This window comes from Pseudomonas sp. B16(2017), from assembly GCF_002113205.1.
Taxonomy (GTDB): Bacteria; Pseudomonadota; Gammaproteobacteria; order Pseudomonadales; family Pseudomonadaceae; genus Aquipseudomonas; species Aquipseudomonas pharyngis.
Window position 1 is genome coordinate 129481 of the sequence record NZ_NEKA01000006.1, and the last position, 20328, is coordinate 149808.

Annotated in this window: 23 protein-coding genes; 9 read left to right on the forward strand and 14 right to left on the reverse strand. The window is 60.3% G+C overall.

Annotation, left to right across the window (positions count from 1 at the left end):
* Window positions 1–141 precede the first annotated feature (141 nt).
* The 4 genes from CAG25_RS12180 to CAG25_RS12195 form a co-directional block, all read right to left on the reverse strand.
* Window positions 142–1974, reverse strand: coding sequence for an ABC transporter ATP-binding protein (locus CAG25_RS12180; protein ID WP_085611581.1), 1833 nt, complete (start codon window positions 1972–1974; stop codon window positions 142–144).
* Window positions 1975–2062: 88 nt separating this feature from the next.
* Window positions 2063–2626, reverse strand: coding sequence for a peptidylprolyl isomerase A (locus CAG25_RS12185; RefSeq protein WP_011332958.1), 564 nt, complete (start codon window positions 2624–2626; stop codon window positions 2063–2065).
* 3 nt (window positions 2627–2629) lie between these two features.
* Complete coding sequence (locus tag CAG25_RS12190; protein ID WP_085611580.1) at window positions 2630–3433, reverse strand: alpha/beta fold hydrolase; 804 nt, start codon at window positions 3431–3433, stop codon at window positions 2630–2632.
* A 14-nt stretch (window positions 3434–3447) separates the two neighbouring features.
* Entirely contained in the window at window positions 3448–4371 is a 924-nt protein-coding gene (locus CAG25_RS12195) for a LysR family transcriptional regulator (protein WP_011332960.1), read from the reverse strand.
* Between the two features lie 49 nt (window positions 4372–4420).
* Here CAG25_RS12195 and CAG25_RS12200 point away from each other — a divergent pair, with 49 nt between their 5' ends.
* The 3 genes from CAG25_RS12200 to CAG25_RS12210 all read left to right on the forward strand — a co-directional run bounded on the left by CAG25_RS12200 (window position 4421) and on the right by CAG25_RS12210 (window position 6588).
* Window positions 4421–4735: a hypothetical protein gene (locus CAG25_RS12200; protein WP_011332961.1), complete on the forward strand. Its 315-nt coding sequence runs from the start codon at window positions 4421–4423 to the stop codon at window positions 4733–4735.
* A 159-nt stretch (window positions 4736–4894) separates the two neighbouring features.
* Window positions 4895–5494, forward strand: a complete 600-nt coding sequence (locus CAG25_RS12205) for an FMN-dependent NADH-azoreductase (RefSeq protein ID WP_011332962.1) — start codon at window positions 4895–4897, stop codon at window positions 5492–5494.
* 212 nt (window positions 5495–5706) lie between these two features.
* Window positions 5707–6588 (forward strand): carboxylate/amino acid/amine transporter, encoded by an 882-nt coding sequence (locus CAG25_RS12210; protein WP_085611579.1) that lies wholly within the window; start codon window positions 5707–5709, stop codon window positions 6586–6588.
* Here CAG25_RS12210 and CAG25_RS12215 read toward each other — a convergent pair.
* Window positions 6533–7438, reverse strand: coding sequence for a LysR family transcriptional regulator (locus tag CAG25_RS12215; RefSeq protein ID WP_007956547.1), 906 nt, complete (start codon window positions 7436–7438; stop codon window positions 6533–6535). The two genes, CAG25_RS12210 and CAG25_RS12215, sit on opposite strands and share 56 nt — an antisense overlap.
* Window positions 7439–7607: 169 nt before the next feature.
* Here CAG25_RS12215 and CAG25_RS12220 point away from each other — a divergent pair, with 169 nt between their 5' ends.
* Complete coding sequence (locus CAG25_RS12220) at window positions 7608–8249, forward strand: hydrolase (RefSeq protein ID WP_007956548.1); 642 nt, start codon at window positions 7608–7610, stop codon at window positions 8247–8249.
* A 64-nt stretch (window positions 8250–8313) separates the two neighbouring features.
* On the opposite strand, the gene CAG25_RS12225 is transcribed toward CAG25_RS12220, so the two are convergent.
* Window positions 8314–9612 carry a mechanosensitive ion channel family protein gene (locus CAG25_RS12225; protein WP_064594211.1) on the reverse strand — a complete coding sequence of 433 codons (1299 nt, stop codon included), beginning with the start codon at window positions 9610–9612 and terminating at the stop codon, window positions 8314–8316.
* A gap of 191 nt (window positions 9613–9803) precedes the next feature.
* On the opposite strand from CAG25_RS12225, the gene CAG25_RS12230 reads away from it, so the two are divergent.
* Entirely contained in the window at window positions 9804–11144 is a 1341-nt protein-coding gene (locus CAG25_RS12230) for a DEAD/DEAH box helicase (protein ID WP_011332966.1), read from the forward strand.
* Between the two features lie 62 nt (window positions 11145–11206).
* On the opposite strand, the gene CAG25_RS12235 is transcribed toward CAG25_RS12230, so the two are convergent.
* The 4 genes from CAG25_RS12235 to CAG25_RS12250 all read right to left on the reverse strand — a co-directional run bounded on the left by CAG25_RS12235 (window position 11207) and on the right by CAG25_RS12250 (window position 13742).
* Entirely contained in the window at window positions 11207–11806 is a 600-nt protein-coding gene (locus CAG25_RS12235; RefSeq protein ID WP_085611578.1) for a hypothetical protein, read from the reverse strand.
* A complete protein-coding gene (locus CAG25_RS12240) occupies window positions 11803–12402 on the reverse strand; it encodes a papain-like cysteine protease family protein (RefSeq protein ID WP_085611577.1) in 600 nt (199 codons plus the stop codon). The genes CAG25_RS12235 and CAG25_RS12240 overlap by 4 nt, the downstream gene beginning before the upstream one ends.
* Window positions 12403–12651: 249 nt before the next feature.
* Window positions 12652–12927: a hypothetical protein gene (locus CAG25_RS12245; RefSeq protein ID WP_085611576.1), complete on the reverse strand. Its 276-nt coding sequence runs from the start codon at window positions 12925–12927 to the stop codon at window positions 12652–12654.
* 80 nt (window positions 12928–13007) lie between these two features.
* On the reverse strand, window positions 13008–13742 hold the full coding sequence (locus tag CAG25_RS12250; RefSeq protein WP_085611575.1) for a thioredoxin family protein: 735 nt from the start codon (window positions 13740–13742) through the stop codon (window positions 13008–13010).
* A gap of 176 nt (window positions 13743–13918) precedes the next feature.
* On the opposite strand from CAG25_RS12250, the gene CAG25_RS12255 reads away from it, so the two are divergent.
* Window positions 13919–14311: a hypothetical protein gene (locus CAG25_RS12255; RefSeq protein WP_039772548.1), complete on the forward strand. Its 393-nt coding sequence runs from the start codon at window positions 13919–13921 to the stop codon at window positions 14309–14311.
* A gap of 62 nt (window positions 14312–14373) precedes the next feature.
* Here the strand turns inward: CAG25_RS12255 and CAG25_RS12260 are convergent, their stop codons facing one another.
* From CAG25_RS12260 to CAG25_RS12270, 3 genes are all read right to left on the reverse strand, one after another.
* Window positions 14374–15243: a DUF6279 family lipoprotein gene (locus tag CAG25_RS12260; RefSeq protein ID WP_085611574.1), complete on the reverse strand. Its 870-nt coding sequence runs from the start codon at window positions 15241–15243 to the stop codon at window positions 14374–14376.
* 77 nt (window positions 15244–15320) lie between these two features.
* A complete protein-coding gene (locus CAG25_RS12265) occupies window positions 15321–16037 on the reverse strand; it encodes a TorF family putative porin (protein WP_039772546.1) in 717 nt (238 codons plus the stop codon).
* A 217-nt stretch (window positions 16038–16254) separates the two neighbouring features.
* A complete protein-coding gene (locus CAG25_RS12270; protein ID WP_170844885.1) occupies window positions 16255–16443 on the reverse strand; it encodes a hypothetical protein in 189 nt (62 codons plus the stop codon).
* Between the two features lie 351 nt (window positions 16444–16794).
* On the opposite strand from CAG25_RS12270, the gene CAG25_RS12275 reads away from it, so the two are divergent.
* The 3 genes from CAG25_RS12275 (at window position 16795) to CAG25_RS12285 (ending at window position 19161) form a co-directional block, all read left to right on the forward strand.
* A complete protein-coding gene (locus CAG25_RS12275; protein ID WP_074691138.1) occupies window positions 16795–17631 on the forward strand; it encodes a S1 RNA-binding domain-containing protein in 837 nt (278 codons plus the stop codon).
* Window positions 17632–17675: 44 nt separating this feature from the next.
* Complete coding sequence (locus tag CAG25_RS12280; RefSeq protein ID WP_085611573.1) at window positions 17676–18065, forward strand: DUF2177 family protein; 390 nt, start codon at window positions 17676–17678, stop codon at window positions 18063–18065.
* A 163-nt stretch (window positions 18066–18228) separates the two neighbouring features.
* Window positions 18229–19161 (forward strand): DMT family transporter, encoded by a 933-nt coding sequence (locus CAG25_RS12285; protein ID WP_064594237.1) that lies wholly within the window; start codon window positions 18229–18231, stop codon window positions 19159–19161.
* On the opposite strand, the gene CAG25_RS12290 is transcribed toward CAG25_RS12285, so the two are convergent.
* Complete coding sequence (locus tag CAG25_RS12290) at window positions 19106–20287, reverse strand: MFS transporter (RefSeq protein WP_085611572.1); 1182 nt, start codon at window positions 20285–20287, stop codon at window positions 19106–19108. The genes CAG25_RS12285 and CAG25_RS12290 overlap by 56 nt on opposite strands.
* Window positions 20288–20328 lie beyond the last annotated feature (41 nt).

Consider the following 20328-nt stretch of genomic DNA (forward strand, 5'->3'; position numbering starts at 1 on the left):
CCTTGGGTCAGTACAGCAGGGTTCATGCGAATTTCCAGCAGGCGATAAAAAACCGCCAGAGCCCGTAGTTAAAGGGCTGTGGCGGTTTTATCTCACATTGATCATTCCCACGCTCCGCGTGGGAACGATCAGAAGCGCGGTTCAATCGATGCCGACAAACCCTCCGGTCTGGTGCGCCCACAACCGCGCATACAACCCGCCATGGGCCAGCAGTTCGGCATGGTTGCCGCTTTCGGCGATCTTGCCGTTCTCCAGCACCACCAGCCGGTCCATCCGGGCAATGGTCGAGAGGCGGTGGGCGATGGCGATCACGGTCTTGCCCTGCATCAGGGTTTCCAGGCTTTCCTGAATCGCCGCTTCCACTTCCGAGTCCAGCGCCGAGGTCGCTTCGTCCATGATCAGGATCGGCGCGTCCTTGAGTAGCACCCGCGCAATGGCGATCCGCTGACGCTGACCGCCGGACAGTTTCACCCCGCGTTCGCCGACATGGGCGTCGAATCCGGTGCGTCCTTCGGCGTCCGACAGCAGCGGAATGAACTCGTCGGCGCGGGCCTTGCGCACCGCTTCCCAGAGCTCGGCGTCGGTGGCGTCGGGCTTGCCGTACAGCAAGTTGTCGCGGATCGAGCGGTGCAGCAGCGAGGTGTCCTGGGTGATCATGCCGATCCGCGCACGCAGGCTTTCCTGGCCGACTTCGGCGATGTCCTGGCCGTCGATCAGGATCCGCCCACCCTCGACGTCGTACAGGCGCAACAGCAGGTTGACCAGGGTCGACTTGCCGGCGCCGGACGGGCCGATCAGACCGATCTTCTCGCCGGGTTTGATGGTCAGGTTGAGGTCGCCGATGATGCCTTTCTTCTTGCCGTAGTGAAAATCGACGTGCTCGAAACGCACTTCGCCACGGGCCACGGCCAGCGGTTTGGCCTGCTCCCGGTCGGTGACGCTGACCGGTTGCGAGATGGTCTGCAGACCATCCTGGACCATGCCGATGTTTTCGAAGATGCCGGTGACCACCCACATGATCCAGCCGGACATGTTGACGATGCGGATCACCAGGCCGGTTGCCAGGGCGATCGCGCCGACGCTGATCAGCGATTGCGTCCACAGCCACAGCGCCAGCGCGGTGGTGCCGACGATCAGCAGGCCGTTCATGGTGGTAATGACCACGTCCATGCTGGTGACCACGCGACCGGCCAACTGGGCTTTTTCGGTCTGTTCCTGAATCGCCTCGCGGGCGTAGTGCTGTTCGAAGTTGGTGTGGGCGAACAGCTTCAGGGTGGCGATGTTGGTGTAGCCGTCGACGATCCGGCCCATCAACTTAGAGCGCGCATCGGAAGCCTCCACCGAGCGGTCCTTGACCCGTGGCACGAAGTAATAGAGCGCGCCGATGTAGGCGGCGATCCACGTCAGCAGCGGGATCATCAGACGCCAGTCGGCCTCGGCGAACAGCACCAGCGAACTGATCGCGTAGATCAGCACGTGCCACAGCGCATCCACCGCTTGCACGGCGGAATCGCGCAGCGAGTTGCCGGTCTGCATGATGCGCTGGGCAATGCGCCCGGCGAAGTCGTTCTGGAAGAAATTCAGGCTCTGCTTGAGCACGTAACTGTGGTTCTGCCAGCGAATCAGGCTGGTCATGCTCGGGCTCAGGGTCTGGTGCACCAGCATGTCGTGCAGCGCCAGGAACAGCGGGCGCAGCAGTAACGCTACCACCGCCATCCACGCCAGTTCGACGCCGTGCACCTTGAAGAAGTCGACGTTCGGCGTGCCCTGGGCGAGGTCGATGATGCGGCTCAGGTAGCTGAACAGGGCCACTTCGATCAACGCGCCGAACAGGCCGACGATCAGCAGGGCGACGAAACTCGGCCAGACCTGCTTCAGGTAATAGGTATAGAAGGGCAGAACGCGGTCCGGCGGAGACGCCGTCGGGGCGTCGCGGAATATGTCGATCAGTTGTTCGAAACGGCGATAGAGCATCAGATAACCGCCCGGAGCACGGGCTCTCCTTTTATCAGTGTGAGCGGCGTGACATCAGGTCAGCGCCGCTCGATATGCCCTGTAAAGCTTAGTCGATGCGCTTGGCCGACTTGATGATCACAGGGTCGACCGGCACGTTTTGCATGCCCTGTTTGGTGGTGGTCTGGGAGTTGACGATGATGTCGACCACGTCCATGCCCTTGACCACTTTGGCGAACACCGCGTAACCGGCGTCACGGCCCGGATCGAGGAAGGCGTTGTCGGCGACGTTGATGAAGAACTGGCTGGTGGCCGAATCCGGGTTGGAAGTACGGGCCATCGACAGGGTGCCACGAACGTTATGCAGACCGTTGCTGGCTTCGTTCTTGATCGGGGCCTTGGTGTCTTTCTGTTGCATCTGCTGGGTGAAGCCGCCGCCCTGGGCCATGAAGCCCGGGATCACGCGGTGAAAAATCGTGTTGTTGTAAAAGCCGCTGTCGACGTACTCGAGGAAATTCTTGGTACTGATCGGCGCCTTGACCGGATCCAGCTCGATTTCGATCTGGCCGTTGGTGGTGTCCAGCAGCACGTGCGGTGCTTTTGCCGGCGTGGCAGCCATCAGGTTGGCAGCGAACAGCACGGTGCCGGCGGCGAGGGCGAGTTTTTTCAGCATGGGTCAGTGATCCTGAGGGTGATTTTCGGCTGTGGCGAGGAACTCCAGCAGCGTTTGATTGAAGCGTTCGGGCTGGTCGAGCGGGGTGGCGTGGCGCGAATCGGCGATCACCACCAGCCGCGCATCGGGCAGCAGTCTGACATAGGTTTCTTTCAGCGAAACGGGGGTGTAGTCCCGGTCGGCGCTGACGACGAGGGTTGGACAGGTGACCCGGGAAAGTCGTTCCTGGACCCCCCAGCCAACAATCGCATCGAAGCTGGCGAGATAAGCACGTTTGTCGTTTTTTGCCCAGCGTTCGGCCATCTTCTGACGCAAATCCGCCTGCTCCGGTTTGGGGAACAGCTTGGCGCCAAGGGCCTTGCCGATGGTGGCGAGGCTGAGCACACGCATCAGGCTCCAGCGCTTGAACCACTGCCAGTAATCGTCGCGGGTACGCACCTTGACCTCGGGCGCGCTGTTGACGATGGTCAGGCTCTTGAGCATCCGCGGCTGATCGACGGCGAGCTGAAAGCCGATCATGCCGCCCATGGACAACCCGGCGTAGTGCACCGGGCCGAGTTTCAAATGCTCGATCAGGGCGACGATGTCGGCGCTGAACCCGGCGATGCTGTAGCGCTCGCGGGGCTTGTCGGAGCGGCCGTGACCGCGCACGTCCGGGACGATCACCCGGTAATGCGCGGCCAGGGCGGGAATCTGCATTTCCCAGTCCAGGGTGCTGGAGCCCAGACCGTGAACCAGCAGCAACGGATCGCCGTGGCCATATTCCTCGTAGTGCAGGTTGCAACCTTCATGCTCGAAATACGCCATCGGTGAACTCCATGTCAGGCTTGTTCGGGGGCGGCGAACGGTGCGTCCAGCGGCAGGGTGTCGAAGGTGCGCAGCAGTTCGATGAGGATTTGCGTGGCTGGGCCCAAGGGTTTGTCCTTGTTCGAATACAGATAGAAACTGGAGTTGCGGTTGCCGCCTCTGTCCAACGGTAGCAGCTTGAGCGAGCCGTCTTTCAGTTCCCGCTCGATCATGTGGCGTGGCAGCCAGGCGAATCCCAGGCCACTGCTGACGAACGTCGCAGCCGTGGCGAGACTGCCGACGGTCCAGCGCTGCTCGGCGCCGAGCCAGCCGACGTCCCGAGGTTGCTGGCGGCCGGAGTCGCGGATCACCACTTGCATCTGGGTTTCCAGGTCCTGAAAGCTCAGCTCGCGGTTGAGCCGATGCAGCGCATGATCAGGATGGGCGACGGCGACGAATTCGACATCACTCAATTCCGCGCCAAGGTAACCGGGAATGCTCAGCCCGGTGATGGCCAGATCGGCCACGCCTTCGAGCAGCACTTCTTCGACGCCCGACAGCACTTCCTCACGCAGACGCACCCGGCAGCCACGGCTCTGCGGCATGAACGCGGTCAATGCGCGCACGATACGGGCGCTGGGGTAGGCGGCGTCCACCACCAGCCGCACTTCGGCTTCCCAACCCTGCTCCATATGATGGGCGAGGTCTTCCAGTTGGCTGGCCTGTTTCACCAGTTGTCGCGAGCGGCGCAGCAACACGCCGCCGGCTTCGGTCAGCACAGCCTTGCGGCCGTCGATGCGCAACAGCGGCACGCCGAGCTGATCCTGCATGCGGGCGACGGTGTAACTCACCGACGATTGCGAGCGGTGCAGGGCCTCGGCGGCCTGGGCGAATCCGCCGTGGTCGACCACGGCCTGCAACGTTCGCCATTGATCAAGGGTCACGCGGGGCGCTTTCATCAATAGCTCCTCTTGTCCTAAGCTGGCGGTCCCTCATGGAGACTGCCGAATGAAAAAATTCTGTTGTGTGTTGCTGGCGCTGCTTCCGCTGACTGCGTTCGCGTACCCGATCGATGTGGAGAAAGATCTCAACGGCCTGAAGATCGACTACAACGCGTTCGACACCGATAACGACATCGGCTCCATCCAGGTCAACAACTACGGCGACGTCGACGCAACCTGCAAGGTGGTATTCACCAACGGCCCGGAGGCGCCGCGCACGCGCAATATCGAGGTGGCGGCGGGCAAGCATAAAAACGCCACGGCCAAGTTCACCCGGACCATCATCAAGCTGCGCATCAAGCTGAGCTGCACCCCGAAATAGCGTCATGGGCCTGTGGGAGCGGGCTTCCACAGGCTAAGGCTTGCATCTAAACGAATTTTTCGATGCTTTGCAGCAATTATTTGCGCTTTTTCATCGATACGACACTGTTTAACCTTCACTCCATCGACTTACAACATTCTCGGATGGAGGCTACACAACATGTCCCGCGTTCTGATCATCGAAAGCAGCGCCCGCCAGCAAGACTCGGTTTCCCGTCAACTGACCCAGACCTTCATCAGTCAGTGGAAAGCGGCGCATCCGGCCGATCAGATCACCGTACGTGACCTCGCCGTGAATCCGGTGCCGCACCTGGACATCAACCTGCTGGGCGGCTGGATGAAATCCGCCGAGCAGCGCAACGACAGCGAGCAGGCCTCGCTGGACCGTTCCAACGAATTGACCGATGAATTGCTGGCTGCCGACGTGCTGGTGATGGCGGCGCCGATGTACAACTTCGCCATTCCGAGCACCCTGAAGGCCTGGCTCGACCACGTACTGCGTGCCGGCGTGACCTTCAAGTACACCGAAACCGGCCCGCAAGGCCTGCTCAGCGGCAAGCGTGCCTACGTGCTGACCGCTCGCGGCGGGATCTACGCTGGCGGCCCGGCGGATCATCAGGAACCGTACCTGCGTCAGGTGATGGGCTTCATCGGCATTAACGACGTGACCTTCATCCACGCCGAAGGCATGAACCTGGGCGGCGACTTCCAGGAGAAAGGCCTCAACCAGGCCAACGCCAAACTGTCCCAGGTCGCTTGATATGTTAATCGCCAGATAATCGCCGATTGTTCTAGTGACCTGGCGCAACCCCTTCAAGGCTCTACGCGCATCGAACCTCCCTTTGCACTTGTTGCTCCTGAGTGCTGCAGCCCGATTGAACGCTTTAGCGAGATCGGGCTTTTTTTTGCCCGGGATTTAGCGATGGCTGGCAAAAAACGCTATCGTCGCCGCCATTCGAAATCGAGGCGAGCATGGGCTATCTACTTTTTGTCACGCTGATCCAGGCGTTTTCCTTCAGTCTGATCGGCGAATACCTGGCCGGTCATGTCGACAGCTACTTCGCGGTGCTGGTGCGGGTCGTGCTGGCCGGGCTGGTGTTCATTCCGCTGACCCGCTGGCGATCGGTGGAACCGGCGTTCATGCGCGGCATGCTGCTGATCGGCGCATTGCAGTTCGGCGTGACCTACGTCTGCCTGTATCTGAGCTTCCGCGTGCTGACGGTGCCGGAAGTGCTGCTGTTCACCATCCTCACGCCGTTGCATGTGACGCTGATCGAAGACGCGCTCAACCGACGCTTCAATCCGTGGGCGCTGATCGCCGCACTGGTGGCGGTCGCAGGCGCGGCGGTGATTCGCTATGACCGGATCAACCCGGATTTCTTCATGGGCTTTTTGCTGCTGCAACTGGCCAACTTCACCTACGCCGCCGGGCAGGTGCTGTACAAACATCTGGTGGCGAAACACCCGAGCGATCTGCCGCACTACCGACGTTTCGGCTTCTTCTACCTCGGTGCACTGGCGGTGGCGTTGCCGGCGTTCCTGCTGTTCGGTAAATCCAACTTCCTGCCCGAAGCGCCGCTGCAATGGGGCGTGCTGGTGTTCCTTGGTCTGGTCTCCACCGCACTCGGTTTGTACTGGTGGAACAAGGGCGCCTGCCTGGTCAACGGCGGCACCCTGGCGGTGATGAACAACCTGCACGTGCCGGTGGGGCTGCTGCTGAACCTGCTGATCTGGAATCAGCATGAAGAGCTCGGGCGGTTGTTCCTCGGTGGCAGCGTGATTCTGGCGGCGGTGTGGATCAGCCGGTTGGGGATTCGCAAGCCGGCGCCAGTTGCCCCACCAGAAACTCGATAAACGCCCGGGTCTTCTGCGGCACCCGTCGCGCCGACGAATACACCGCGTTGATGGTGATCGCCGGGGCTTGCCATTCGCACAGCACCGGCACCAGCCGCCCGGCCGCCAATGCCTCTTCGACGATGAAGTCCGGCAGCAGCGCAATGCCCATGCCGGCCTCGGCCGCTTGCGCCAGCAGGTCGCCGTTGTTGGCGTGCAGCGGCCCGGTCACGTTGACGCGCTGGGTCTCCTTGCCGTTGCACAGTTGCAGGCTGACACCGCTCTGCAGATAGCCGTAGTTCAAGCATTGATGTGAGCGCAGATCCTGCGGGGATTGCGGCGTGCCCGCGCGTTCGAGGTAAGCGGGGGAGGCGACCATGATTCGTGGGGCCGGCGCCAGTTGCCGGGCGATCATGGTCGAGTCGGGCAGGCTGGCGATGCGGATGGTCACGTCGAACCCGCCGCGCACCGGATCGACCTGCTGGTCGCTGAGCACCAGTTGCAGCTCGATGTTCGGGTGCTGCTCGTGGAACAGCGGAATCAGCTTGCCCAGCCGTCGCAGGCCGAACGACATCGGTGCGTTGACCCGCAACACCCCGCGCAATTCGCCCACCCCGTCCCGCGCTCGCTGCTCGGCCTCGTCCAGTGCCGCAATCACTTCCCGCGCCGCTTCGAAATATTCGGCACCGGCTTCGGTCAGGTGCAGGCTGCGGGTGGTGCGTTGCAGCAGCTGCACACCGATGGCTTCTTCCAACGCCTGAATCTGTTTGCTGACTTTCGAGCGGGGCACGTCCATGGCCCGGGCGGCGGCTGCAAAGCCGTTTTCGCCGACCGTCACCACGAACGCGCGCATGCATTCGATGCGATCCATGATTGTCCCTATTTTAGAATCAATGATTCTCGATTTTAGGGAATTGTCCCTTTATAGGCTAGCCCCTAAAGTGACATCCAAGCCGAGACAACAACGCCGCAGACGGCAAAACGCCTCGACTCACCAATACCTAATCGAAACTTTGAATCGACATCAAAAGGAACGCGCCATGTCTATCCGTGAACTGCTGAACCCAACCAACTCCGCCCTGATCCTGATCGACCACCAGCCGCAAATGGCTTTCGGCGTACAGTCGATCGACCGTCAGACCCTGAAGAACAACACCGTTGGCCTGGCCAAGGCTGCCAAGATCTTCAACGTGCCGACCATTTACACCTCGGTCGAAACCGAAAGCTTCAGCGGCTACATCTGGCCGGAATTGCTGGCAGTACACCCTGAGCAGAAACCGATCGAGCGCACCTCGATGAACTCCTGGGAAGACAAGGCGCTGGTTGACGCCGTGAAGGCCACCGGGCGCAAAAAGCTGATTATCGCCGCGCTGTGGACCGAGGTCTGCCTGACCTTTCCGGCCCTGGAAGCCCTGGCTGAAGGCTACGAGGTGTACATCGTCACCGACGCGTCCGGCGGCACTACCAAAGAAGCCCACGACATGTCGGTACAGCGGATGATTCAGGCGGGCGCAGTACCGGTGACCTGGCAGCAAGTGCTGCTCGAGTACCAGCGTGACTGGGCGCACAAAGACACTTATCAGGCAGTGATGGACCTGGTGCTGGAACACAGCGGAGCGTACGGCATGGGCGTCGATTACGCCTACACCATGGTGCACAAGGCGCCGCAGCGGCAGGCCTGATACATCGGCGGGACAAAAAAAGACGCAACCGGGGTTGCGTCTTTTTTTGCGTTTGAAGAAAGCGTTACATCAGATGTTTTTCGGCTTCCGGAATATGGCTCGCGCCAAGGACTGCCGGCAATATCCCGGAACGCAAATCCCCACCACTCGGCTGCTGATACAGACTCAACCCAAACTCCGGCAGCACCGCCAGCAGGTAATCGAAAATATCCCCCTGGATCCGCTCGTAATCGGCCCACACCGTGGTGGTGGTAAAGCAGTAGATTTCCAGCGGAATGCCCTGGGCGGTGGTCTGCATCTGGCGGACCATGCAGGTCATGTTCGGCTGGATCTCCGGATGACTCTTCAAGTAAGCCAAGGCATAGGCGCGGAAGGTGCCGATGTTGGTCATGCGCCGGCGGTTGGCCGACATCGCCGCGACGTTGCCCTGCGCCTCGTTCCAGGCCTTGAGCTCGGCTTTCTTGCGGCCCATGTAGGCGGTCAGCAGGTGCACCTGGGACAGTTTTTCTTCTTCGTCGTCGCGGATGAAGCGCACACCGCTGGCATCAATGAACAGGCTGCGCTTGATTCGTCGACCGCCGGACTGCTGCATGCCGCGCCAGTTTCTGAACGACTCGGACATCAGGCGCCAGGTCGGGATGGAAACGATGGTCTTGTCGAAGTTCTGCACCTTGACTGTGTGCAGGGTGATGTCGACCACGTCGCCATCGGCGCCGACCTGCGGCATTTCGATCCAGTCGCCGACCCGCAGCATGTCGTTGCTGGTCAGTTGCACGCTGGCGACGAACGACAGCAGGGTGTCCTTGTAGACCAACAGAATCACCGCCGACATCGCACCCAGACCCGACAGCAGCAACAGCGGCGAACGGTCGATCAGGGTGGCGACGATGATGATCGCGCCGAACACGTACAAGACCATTTTCGCCAGTTGCACATAACCCTTGATCGAGCGGGTGCGGGCGTGTTCGGTGCGGGCGTAGATGTCCAGCAGTGCGTTGAGCAGGGCGCTGACCGACAGCAGCAGGAACAGAATGGTGAACGCCAGGGCCACGTTGCCGAGGAACACCATGGCGGTCTTGCTCAGTTCCGGCACCAGGTGCAGGCCGAACTGGATCACCAGCGATGGCGTCATCTGCGCCAGACGCTGAAACACCTTGTTATGGCGAAAGTCGTTGATCCAGTGCAACGCGGGCTGGCGACCGAGCATGCGGCTGGCATGCAGGATGAGGTAGCGCGCCACTCGTCCGAGGACCAGCGCGATCACCAACAACAGGAGCAGCGCCAGGCCGGCGTGCAGGAGCGGGTGCTGATCGAGGGCACCCCAGAGGTCTTGGGCGTTGAGCCAGAGCTGTTTGAAATCCATGAGCGAAACGATTCTTCTGTAAGACGCGACGGGCGATTAGAGCATTTAAGACGCTGTGTATTACCGTTGGAGACAAATCGAGCAACAAAAAAGCCACTGATTACCGTGGATTTCACAAAGAAACTCGGCCTGAGCGCTCGAAACCGGTAACCTATGCAGCTGATTTTTTGCATATCTTCGAGGTAGCACCCGTGTTTTCCCAATTCGCCCTGCACGAACGCCTGCTCAAAGCCGTGGCCGAGCTGAAATTTGTCGAGCCAACGCCTGTGCAAGCCGCGGCCATTCCGCTGGCGCTTCAGGGGCGTGACCTGCGGGTGACGGCGCAAACCGGTAGCGGCAAGACCGCCGCTTTTGTCCTGCCGATCCTCAACCGCCTGATCGGCCCGGCCAAGGTTCGCGTCAGCATCAAGACCCTGATCCTGCTGCCGACCCGCGAGCTGGCCCAGCAGACCCTGAAGGAAGTCGAGCGCTTTTCGCAGTTCACTTTCATCAAGTCCGGCCTGATCACCGGCGGTGAAGACTTCAAGGTCCAGGCCGCCATGCTGCGCAAGGTGCCGGACATCCTGATCGGCACCCCGGGCCGGATGATCGAGCAACTCAACGCCGGCAACCTCGACCTGAAAGAAGTCGAAGTGCTGGTGCTCGACGAAGCCGACCGCATGCTCGACATGGGTTTCGCCGAAGACGTGCAGCGTCTGGTCGATGAATGTCCGAACCGTCAGCAGACCATGCTGTTCTCCGCCACCACCGGCGGTTCCGGCCTGCGCGAGATGATCGCCAAGGTGCTGAACAACCCCGAGCACCTGCAGCTCAACGCGGTCAGTCAGCTGAACGACACCACCCGTCAGCAGATCATCACCGCCGACCACAATCAGCACAAAGAACAGATCGTCAACTGGCTGCTGGCCAACGAGACTTATCAGAAGGCCATCGTCTTCACCAACACCCGGGCCATGGCCGACCGCATCTACGGTCGCCTCGTCGCCCAGGAATACAAAGCGTTCGTGCTGCACGGCGAGAAAGACCAGAAGGATCGCAAACTGGCGATCGACCGTCTGAAGCAGGGCGGCGTGAAGATTCTGGTGGCCACCGATGTGGCGGCCCGTGGTCTGGACGTTGACGGCCTGGATCTGGTGATCAACTTCGACATGCCACGCAGCGGCGACGAATACGTGCACCGCATCGGTCGTACCGGCCGTGCCGGCAACGACGGTCTGGCGATCTCGCTGATCTGCCACGGCGACTGGAACCTGATGTCGAGCATCGAGCGTTATCTGAAGCAGAGCTTCGAGCGCCGCACCATCAAGGAAGTCAAAGGCACCTACGGCGGACCGAAAAAGGTCAAGGCCTCGGGCAAAGCCGTCGGCGTGAAGAAGAAAAAGACCGACGCCAAGGGCGACAAGAAGAAAACTGCCGCCAAAACCCCGACCAAGCGCAAGAGCGCCAACCGTCCGAAACCGGACGCTCTGGTGAGCAGCGACGGCATGGCCCCACTGAAACGCCGCAAACCGGCAGCGCCAGCGGCTGAGTAAGCCGTTTCAGGCAGACAAAGAAAAACCCGGACATGGTCCGGGTTTTTTATTGCCAGCGTTTATTAGCTGCCCAGCAGGCCAGTGGTGTCGGCATCAAAGCGCCGCTTGGCCTGATCGGCTGCCGGTTTGAGCTGTGCGAGCAGGGCGGCCTCGCTGTACAGCCCGGTCAGTGCCAGTTCTTTTGGCGTTGGCTCAATCGGAATCAAAACGTCTTCACCCGCCGCATGCAGCCAGATCGCCACAAAGTGCAGCGCCGACACAAACAGCATCCGCAGCTCAACGGTTTTGCCCTTCAACTGCGGCGATTGCTCCGCCAGTTTCAGCGCATCGACCGTGGCGGCCGCCAGGTTGCCGTGGTTCAGCGAGGCGAACTCGACGTGACCGCGTACTTCGGCCAATTGCGCATCGGCAATCGACACCCCGCCGGAAAACACCAGGTAATGCCAGTCGCCCACTCGGGCGTTTTTCAGGCCTTTGCCCTGGCTCAAGTCGTCCAGACTGAGCGAGTAGCCGCGATAGGCCTCGCTGAGGCTGATCCCGGCGGGCGCGGCGCTGGCGAACTGGCGATTGACGCCAAAGCCCTGGGTCTGCAACGCGGCCTGCAGGGCCGGACGCAAAGTCTGCACGCCGTTGGAAGGCGCCTTTGGATAAGTCAGTTTCATGATGCCGCCCCCTGGTTTTTCGCCGTGAAGTAGGTGTGGGTCCAGTTGCCGCCGCCGTTGTAGGAGCCGGGGAACGAGTTCAGGGCGCGGGTCGAATAGCCGTAGATCGAATCCGCAACCAGCACGTAATTGCCGTTGGTGCCGTAGATCGCCAGAAAGTGCGCACCGCCGCCGTACCAGGCGCAACGCAGGCCGATCGGGCGGCCCATGTTGATCTGGTTCTGGATGGCCGACATTTGCAGCGAGCCCGAATTCATACCGTTGAAACTGCGGGTGATCTTCAGCGCAACGTCCAGATAGCCGTAGACGTTGCACGGCCCCGGTTGATTGCAGCAGTTGCGGTCCAGTGCGGCGCTGGCAACGGCGCATTGGGTCCAGGACCCGGGGCCGTAATAATTGCCGACCGAGGCGGAAGCGGCGGCCCAGCACCAGTTGGTCTGGGTCTGTTGCTGCATCATGAAGTTCAGGCTGGCGGCCGCGAGGGCGCGTTGTTGTACAGCCGCCTCGACCTCGACCAGTTGCGGGTCGAGCAGATGGCTGATCAGACATTCGGGCAGGGTGTTGCCGGTGAATGCCGTTGTTTCAGTGGTTAACATTTTTCAATCCTCCATGAATGAAAACAAACGTTCCGCGTTTGCGGGATAACGGTACTACCGAGCGATCGGTGGGTAAGGGTTGCCATCTCCGATGGCGGGTTCCGATCAGGCTCGGGGTAACCCTAGGTGTGAATATGCATTTGTGCAAATAACAAAATGCACTAATGCAAATTTCCGAACAAAAGGAAGCAGGCTTTGGTATCGATCCAGCCCGATCGATGCCAAAGCCTGCCGTTGTCTGAGCGGGTGTTATCCCTCGGTTTTCTTCTCCGCCGAACCCAGTTCCTTCAAGCGCTGATCGATCAACTGGCATTTGTCCGGCAGATCGGCGGAGGCAGTGCCCAGGTCCATTTTCTGCAACTCGGCGTTGATCTCCTTGGCCTTGGTCGGGTTTTGCTCGGTGAGCTTCGCGACTTCCTTGGCCAGTTGGTCGCGTTTGGCGGTGGCTTCTTCCGGCGTACAGGCCCAGACGGGCAGGGCGCAGGCAAGCGTGGCGGCGAGGGTGAGCTTGAGCAGGGTTTTCATGGGAGCAGGCCTCAGTTCCGGTTAAGGCGGGTTAACCGGTTGAGGGTTTTCAACCGTGAAAAGTTCAGTGTGTTAGCGGCTCAGTCTCCATGGCAGCAACTGGATTTTGCGGCGCCATCGTAGCGGTCATGATGCCGCACCCATTCCATGATCTCGTCCTCGTTCCGGCCCTTGGGCGTGAGGTCGAGGTAGTTGTAGGCGCCGACCAGCATGTCCAGGCCGCGGGCATAGGTTGAGTAGGTGTGGAAAATCTCGCCGTTGTCAGCGCGATAGAACACGCTCAGCCCGGGCATTTCTTCCTCGGCGCTGTCGGTCTTTTCGTAGTTGTACGTAGCCTTGCCTGCTTCGACATCCTCAGCGCGGGCACACACGCCAAAGTCGTAGTTGAAATCGCAGCCGTCCGACGACACCCAGTCGAATGTCCAGCCCATCCGGCGCTTGAAGGCCTGGAATTCGGCGAACGGTGCGTGGGACACCGCCACCAGCGCAATGTCGTGATGGGCCAGGTGTTGGTTGGCGCCGTCGATGTGGTCACTGAGGAATGAACAGCCCGGGCAGCCTTCCTCCCAGCCCTTGGCGAACATGAAGTGGTAAACGACGAGCTGGCTGTGTTTGCCGAACAGGTCGGCAAGTTTCAATTCGCCGTTCGGGCCCATGAAGCGGTAATCCTTGTCGACCTTCACCCAAGGCAGGGCGCGGCGTTTGGCGCTGAGGCGGTCGCGTTCCCTGGTGAAGGCCTTTTCATCGGCCAGATGCTGCTTGCGGGCGGCGAGCCATGCTTCGCGCGACACCACCGGATGATTCTCAACGTTCATGATGATTTCTCCTGCGGGGTTGAAACCGTCTGTCTCAGACTAGTCGTTCAACACCCCACGAAATCGACAGACCGCCGGTCGGTCGGGGCGCGGAATAATCCTGAACGCTGACGCAGCGCTCCGGTCACAACCTGTGAACGCGCCAAAAAATCACGCGCACCGGAGGTTGAATCAGGATGACGACTTATAACTGGGATTTGATTGAGCGCCTGCTGCATGAAGTGCAGAACGGCGCGGGCCACAGCTTCGCGCCACGGTCATTCGCCGAAGACTATGCGGCAGAAAAAGCGGCAGCGGGCGAGCCGATCGAGAATCTGGATCACCTGAAAACACTCGCCTGCGACTACGAAAAGCTGCTGCTGGAGCGCGGCTACATCGAGCCCCGTGGCGAAGATGAAGGCAGTACCGGCAACAACTTCAGCCTGACCCCGCGTGGCTCCAGCCTGTTGAGCCTGATCGACAGCAGCATTCCCGGCAACGATCATCCGCGTCAGGTGCTCGATGAGCAGGAAGATGCTCTGGATGAGCTGACATTCGATGAGGTGGCCTCCAAGGCGCAGATTGCCTGAGGCTTTGCACAAAAAAATGTGGGAGCGATCTTGCTCGCTCCCACATGGGTTTTTCAGTGATCTCAGCTTTTTTGCGCAGCCTTCAGGCACTTCAAATCATTGAAGTCCTTGCGCACCCCCTCGATTTTTTTCAACAGGCGCTGCCTTTGCTGCGGCGTGCTCTCTGCCATCAGATCGACGAAAAGCGAACGGGCCTGCGCCTCGGTATTGGCGTAGGCCTTTTGGTAATCCGGGGTCCATAAACGCTCGCGATTGACCAGAAGGGTCTCGATCCGTTGTGGGAATTCAGGACTTTTGCGTTGCGCGACTGCCGCGCTGAACTGCTTTTGCCAGTGGGCGCGGTTGGCGATCCACTGGGTGTTCTGATCGCCCAGGGAAGTCGACCAGGCCATCACGCGCTGTTCCTGCTTGGCGCTCAACGGGCCGAGCCAATCGTTGAGACGCTTGTCCATGCGCGCGCCTCGTTCGGCAATCTGCTGCGCCAGTGGTGGCTTGAGGTATTCCTGCTGGCGCTTTTGCAGATCCTTGGCAAAGGCGTCGTTCATTTCAGCGACCTGCCGATCATCCAGCCCTTGCAGCAATTCAATCGCCGACGGGGTGATTTCCCGGGCGGTTTCGGCGATCGCCTGCTTGGCTTCTGCGGTGCGGGCCTGGAGCGCGGCCTCGGTGACCTGATTGGTCTCGACCATGGTTTGCAAGCGATCCAGCCAATCGAGATAACCCGGCAATTGCGTGGTGCAATGCCAGTTCAAGTGTTCCTTGAGTCGCTCGTTGAACCAGTCCTTCTGCTCGCCGTTCATGTCCAGGTAGTCGCTGAGCGTCCACGGAATGATCACGTCGAGGTTGCGATAAGCCAGGCCGACACGGCTGCAGGCGCCGAGGGCAAGGGTCAGGATCAGTAGAATCGCGATGCGTTTGAACCAGCTAGACATGGGCGAGTCCTTGCGAAAGCCAGCCTTGAGGGTCTGATGCTCATGTGAACACAGGATGGCCCCGGCAGTTCAGCCCATCAAAAGAACGGGCGTTCGGCCTTGAGCGTGACCAGCCCGTCACACTGACTGTTATGCCCGGAATAGGCCGAGCAATCGCTGCCGCTGAGGCTCGAATTGCTGTAGATCAGGTCGAGGTCGATGCCCATGAACGGCCGGGAAAGTTTCACCGACCAATCGGTAAAACTGCTGACATAACCCCCGTCCACCGAGACCGGCGTGTTGAGTTGATGGGTGGTGTATTTCATGCTGATCCCGATGCCGAACGGCTGATTGCCGCCCAGGTCGGCAAACAGGGTGTTGTTCTGTTTATCCGGATCGTTGCTCAGGGCGATGCCGATCCGGCTGCCGAGCAGGGTCAGGCCACCGAACAGTTCCTGGCTGTCGAGGGTGTCGACCTTGGGGTAGCTGTAATGGATCATCCCGACTTCGTAGCCGAGGGTCTGATCGAAAGGTTGTTTAAAACCGACGTAGGAGTCGATTTCGAGATTCTTCCCCGGCGTGAGGCCCATGCTCGGTGCGTACTGGCCAACATACAGGCCGCTGTCATGGCTAAGATCCAGACCGCCGTGGAACGAGCCGACTGCCGAAGGTTTGACCAGCCCCTGGGCCATGCTGCGGCTGGGCGTGGTGCCGAGCTTGAGGTCGAAGTCACCGAGTTCACGCTGGAAAATCTGCGCGTGCGCGGCCGTGCTCGCCAACAGGCCTACAAGCAATAAACAGGATGATTTGAGCATGCGTCACTCCTTGAGCAGCGAGCGCAGGGCGATAAAGCCTGCTGAAACGCTTGATCCAGACGCGTGCAAGGATACCGGCGAATGATCGGCATCGAGGGCCGTTCGTCGATTTCTGCTGTTTTGAATGTTTGATTAAACGCGAGAGAGGTCTTGCGAGGGATCCGGTCCAGACGCTTCGAAACTCAAAGCGCCTTTGGACTGGTGTGCTGCGGGGGTGTTACTTCTTGCCCAGGCTGATCTGCTTGGACGGGCCGAACGTCTGGCCGCTGACGCCCTTGGCAATTTGCTGGATTTCGCCGCCGGACTTGAGGAATGCCGCGATCTGATCGTTGATCGATTCGCTGGTTTCAACGGCTGGAGCTGGCTTTGCTTTGCTGGAGGATGCTTTTACACGCATGGCGGCCATTAACCTGTAGAAAAGTAACTCGGCCAGGCATCGTACAGGAATAACTTGACAATTGCTTGGTAAATATCCCCCGGAATAACCCAGTGGGCAGGTGGATTATTCGTGATTAATTATTCGAAATACCCAGCTAACCTGCTGTTTTAAATAACAACATTTAAACGATTCCATGATGTTCGGCGCTGTCGGGATCGCGTGAAAGCCGTCACGCTGGCCTGACGAGCGGCGCCCATCCAACGCGAAATCCAGGAAAATCAAGGCTTCCCACAGATTTTCGCGCGGCCGGCCGATCGGACGGCCAACCAGCACGGCAAAACCGGGTAGAATGCCGCCCACGCAATGAGGGTATTGGAAATGGCTTTAGTCGGGCGTTACAACAGTTTGCAAGTGGTTAAACACACTAACTTCGGTTTATATCTGGACGGCGGTGCCGACGGCGAAATTCTTTTGCCCAACCGTTATATCCCCAAAGATATTCCCAGCGAAGATGAAGACTGGCTCAATGTTTTCATTTATCTGGACAGTGATGACAAACTTATTGCCACCACTGAAAAACCAAAAGTTCAGGTCGGTGAATTTGCCAGTTTGAAAGTTGTTGAAGTCAACAGCATCGGTGTGTTCCTTGATTGGGGCCTGCCGAAGGATCTGCTGCTGCCTTACTCCGAAGAAAAACGCCAGTTGACCGCCGGCGAGTACTGCGTGGTGCATGTCTACCTCGACAAGCACACCCGCCGCATCACCGCCACCGCGCGCCTGGATCGTTATCTGGACAAGACCCCGGCCAACTATAGCGCTGGGCAGGAAGTTGATCTGCTGGTCGCCGAAGCCACCGACATGGGCTTCAAGGCGATCATCAACAACAAGCACTGGGGTCTGATTCACAAGAATGAAATCTTCAAGTTCATGCGGGCCGGCATGCGCGAGAAAGGCTTCATCAAGGAAGTGCGCGCCGACGGCAAGATCAGCCTGAGCCTGCAACCGGTAGGGCAGGAAGCAGCCAGCAGCCTGAACTCGAAGATCCTCGCCAAGTTGCGCGAAAACGATGGCACCCTGGCCGTCAGCGACAAGAGCGATCCGGCACTGATCAGCAGCCTGTTCGGTGTCAGCAAGGGCAACTTCAAGAAGGCCATCGGTTCGTTGTACAAGAACGGTCAGATCGTCATTCATGCCGATCGCATTGAACTAACCTGAGTCTTGCGTGGCCCATGTTGCATGGGCTTACTTGAGATCGGCAGATGAAAAAAGCGTTGATTGCCTACGTTGCCACACTGCTGGCGTTTCTTCTGCTCGACGGGCTCTGGCTCGGCGTGCTGATGGCGCCGACCTATCGCGAACTGCTCGGTTCGCTGATGCTCGAAAAACCGTTGCTGGTCCCGGCAGCGGTTTTTTATTGCCTGTACGTTTTCGGCTGCGTGGTGTTTGTGGTGCTGCCGTCGCTGACCTGGCAACGCGCCGCCCGCTTGGGCGCGCTGCTCGGGCTGGTGGCTTATGGCACCTATGACCTGACCAACTGGGCGACGTTGCGCGGCTGGTCGGCGCAGGTGTCACTGATGGATTGGGCCTGGGGGACGTTTGCCACGGCGCTGGCCTGTACGGTCGGGTTTCGGGTCGCTCGCCGAAGCTGACGGCGGGCATGACGCAAGAGGGCAATTGCATGTCTTTGCCGGGCGGCAATTTCTGTCCGACTGGTTGATAATCCCTGCCATCCTTTTTCGCCCCGGACAAAGAGCCGGGGCTTTGTTTGACCATTGGAAAAACTGCCATGTCGTGTGTGTTCGAGGTGTCGAGGTGAGCGTCAGTCGGCGCAGTGCCGACGGGTTTGCCCTGCAAGTGATGATCGGCCTGTGCCTGATCTGGGGCGTGCAGCAGGTGATGATCAAATGGGCGGCGACCGACATTGCGCCGGTGATGCAGGCGGCGGGGCGGTCGGGAATTTCCGCGTTGCTGGTAGGACTGCTCATCTGCTGGAAGGGTGGCTGGGATCAGGTCGGTGCTACCTGGCGCGGCGGCTTGCTGGCCGGTGCCTTGTTCGGTCTGGAGTTCCTGTTCATCTCCGAAGGCTTGCAGTTGACCACGGCGGCGCACATGTCGGTGTTCCTCTACACCGCGCCGATCTTCACTGCGCTGGGCGTGCATTTTCTGTTGCCGAGCGAGCGTCTAAGACCGGTGCAATGGCTGGGGATCTTCATGGCGTTCGTCGGGATTGCCGTGGCGTTTGCCGGTGGCGTGTCGTGGGACAACCTCGACCGCCGCATGTTGATGGGCGATGCTCTCGGCGTGCTGGCCGGTGCCAGTTGGGGCGCGACCACCGTGGTGGTGCGCGCTTCGCGTCTGTCGGAGGCGCCGGTGACCCTGACCCTGTTCTACCAGTTGATTGTAGGTTTCATCGGCCTGTTGCTGATCGCACTGCTCAGCGGCCAGATCACCCACGTCAGCCTGACCGCCGTGGCGGTGGGCAGCGTGCTGTTCCAGGGGCTGGTGGTGTCTTTCTTCAGTTACCTGACCTGGTTCTGGCTGCTGCGCCGTTATCTGGCGGCCAACCTTGCGGTGTTTTCCTTCATGACGCCGTTGTTTGGCGTGACCTTCGGCGTGGTGCTGCTCGGCGAAGAACTGAGCCTGAACTTCATCATCGGTGCCGTGCTGGTGTTGCTCGGCATCACCTTCGTCAGCGCGGAACAGTGGGTGCGTCGGCGTTTGCGCAAAGCCCTCGGCCAGCCGTAACGGATTTGCACGCCAGACCGCCGGCAATCAGCAGGCCGCTGCCGGCGATCACCAGCGCCGGTTGCAGGCCACCGCTGAAGTGGCTGCTGACCGCCGCCAGCAACGGCCCGCTGAGCTGACCGACGGCGAAGCATGCGGTGAGCAGGCCGGCGTTGCGCTGGGTGGCGTGGGGTGCCAGTTCCCGGGAGCGTTGCATCACCAGTTGCATGCAGGCCAGGAACGGCGTGCCGCACAGGATCACACCCAGTGCCAGACCGAGGCCGCTGCCCAGCAGGCAAGCGAAAACTCCCGCAGCCTGCAGCCACAAAGTCGCCATCAACCAGTGCCGGGTGGTTTCCGGATCGTGCCGACGCAAACTCACCAGCAGCACACCAATCGCGGCGCCGAGGCCGAAGCACGGCCAGAACAGATCCGCCTGCCATTGCCCGTGGAACTGCGCGTTGGCCATCTGCGACAGGAACGTGGCCGGAATGATGTAGCCCACGCCGTACAAGGCATACACCAGCGCCAAACGTCCAATGCCACGATTTGACGAACCGACCGCAGTCGGTGCGACCGGCACACCGACACCCGGTTGCGGCAGGATCCGCACGATCCCCAGCAGCATCACCAGCGCCACGGCGGCATAGATCAGCCACAAGGTGGCGGAAGTCTGCTGCGCCAGATGTGAGAACAGCGCCAACAGCCCCGTCAGAAAAATCCCCAACCCCGGCCCGGCAAACACCAGCGCCCCCAACCGTGGACGACCCGCCGCCGCAGCCAGCGGCTGACTCAACGCAGTAATCATCACCAGCACCCAGGCGCTGGCCACTCCGGTGCCGAACCGCAGCAACAGATGCGACCAGAAACCGTTGGCCCAGAACGACGCCAGGGTCAGCAACACACACAACCACAAGCCACCATGCAGGCGCCGCTGCACCTGATCCGGCCGCCGGGAAAACATCGCATCCACCGCACCGAGCAAATAACCGAGGTAGTTAGCCGCCGCAATCAGACCGGCGGCGGTCAGGTCGATCTGGCCTTCGCTGAGCAGGTGCGGCAGTTGCGGGGTGAGGGCGAAACGCCCGATGCCCATGGCCATCATCAGGGCGATGAAACAGGCGGATAAGCGAATCAGCGGTGACATGGTCTGAATTCCGTTGGAGGATCAATGACCGTCAGGCTAGG

Coding starts and splice junctions, on each gene's coding strand:
- CAG25_RS12180 (WP_085611581.1), bottom strand. CDS start 1,974: ATGCTCTATCGCCGTTTCGAACAACTGATCGACATATTCCGCGACGCC.
- CAG25_RS12185 (WP_011332958.1), bottom strand. CDS start 2,626: ATGCTGAAAAAACTCGCCCTCGCCGCCGGCACCGTGCTGTTCGCTGCC.
- CAG25_RS12190 (WP_085611580.1), bottom strand. CDS start 3,433: ATGGCGTATTTCGAGCATGAAGGTTGCAACCTGCACTACGAGGAATAT.
- CAG25_RS12195 (WP_011332960.1), bottom strand. CDS start 4,371: ATGAAAGCGCCCCGCGTGACCCTTGATCAATGGCGAACGTTGCAGGCC.
- CAG25_RS12200 (WP_011332961.1), top strand. CDS start 4,421: ATGAAAAAATTCTGTTGTGTGTTGCTGGCGCTGCTTCCGCTGACTGCG.
- CAG25_RS12205 (WP_011332962.1), top strand. CDS start 4,895: ATGTCCCGCGTTCTGATCATCGAAAGCAGCGCCCGCCAGCAAGACTCG.
- CAG25_RS12210 (WP_085611579.1), top strand. CDS start 5,707: ATGGGCTATCTACTTTTTGTCACGCTGATCCAGGCGTTTTCCTTCAGT.
- CAG25_RS12215 (WP_007956547.1), bottom strand. CDS start 7,438: ATGGATCGCATCGAATGCATGCGCGCGTTCGTGGTGACGGTCGGCGAA.
- CAG25_RS12220 (WP_007956548.1), top strand. CDS start 7,608: ATGTCTATCCGTGAACTGCTGAACCCAACCAACTCCGCCCTGATCCTG.
- CAG25_RS12225 (WP_064594211.1), bottom strand. CDS start 9,612: ATGGATTTCAAACAGCTCTGGCTCAACGCCCAAGACCTCTGGGGTGCC.
- CAG25_RS12235 (WP_085611578.1), bottom strand. CDS start 11,806: ATGAAACTGACTTATCCAAAGGCGCCTTCCAACGGCGTGCAGACTTTG.
- CAG25_RS12240 (WP_085611577.1), bottom strand. CDS start 12,402: ATGTTAACCACTGAAACAACGGCATTCACCGGCAACACCCTGCCCGAA.
- CAG25_RS12245 (WP_085611576.1), bottom strand. CDS start 12,927: ATGAAAACCCTGCTCAAGCTCACCCTCGCCGCCACGCTTGCCTGCGCC.
- CAG25_RS12250 (WP_085611575.1), bottom strand. CDS start 13,742: ATGAACGTTGAGAATCATCCGGTGGTGTCGCGCGAAGCATGGCTCGCC.
- CAG25_RS12255 (WP_039772548.1), top strand. CDS start 13,919: ATGACGACTTATAACTGGGATTTGATTGAGCGCCTGCTGCATGAAGTG.
- CAG25_RS12260 (WP_085611574.1), bottom strand. CDS start 15,243: ATGTCTAGCTGGTTCAAACGCATCGCGATTCTACTGATCCTGACCCTT.
- CAG25_RS12265 (WP_039772546.1), bottom strand. CDS start 16,037: ATGCTCAAATCATCCTGTTTATTGCTTGTAGGCCTGTTGGCGAGCACG.
- CAG25_RS12270 (WP_170844885.1), bottom strand. CDS start 16,443: ATGGCCGCCATGCGTGTAAAAGCATCCTCCAGCAAAGCAAAGCCAGCT.
- CAG25_RS12275 (WP_074691138.1), top strand. CDS start 16,795: ATGGCTTTAGTCGGGCGTTACAACAGTTTGCAAGTGGTTAAACACACT.
- CAG25_RS12280 (WP_085611573.1), top strand. CDS start 17,676: ATGAAAAAAGCGTTGATTGCCTACGTTGCCACACTGCTGGCGTTTCTT.
- CAG25_RS12290 (WP_085611572.1), bottom strand. CDS start 20,287: ATGTCACCGCTGATTCGCTTATCCGCCTGTTTCATCGCCCTGATGATG.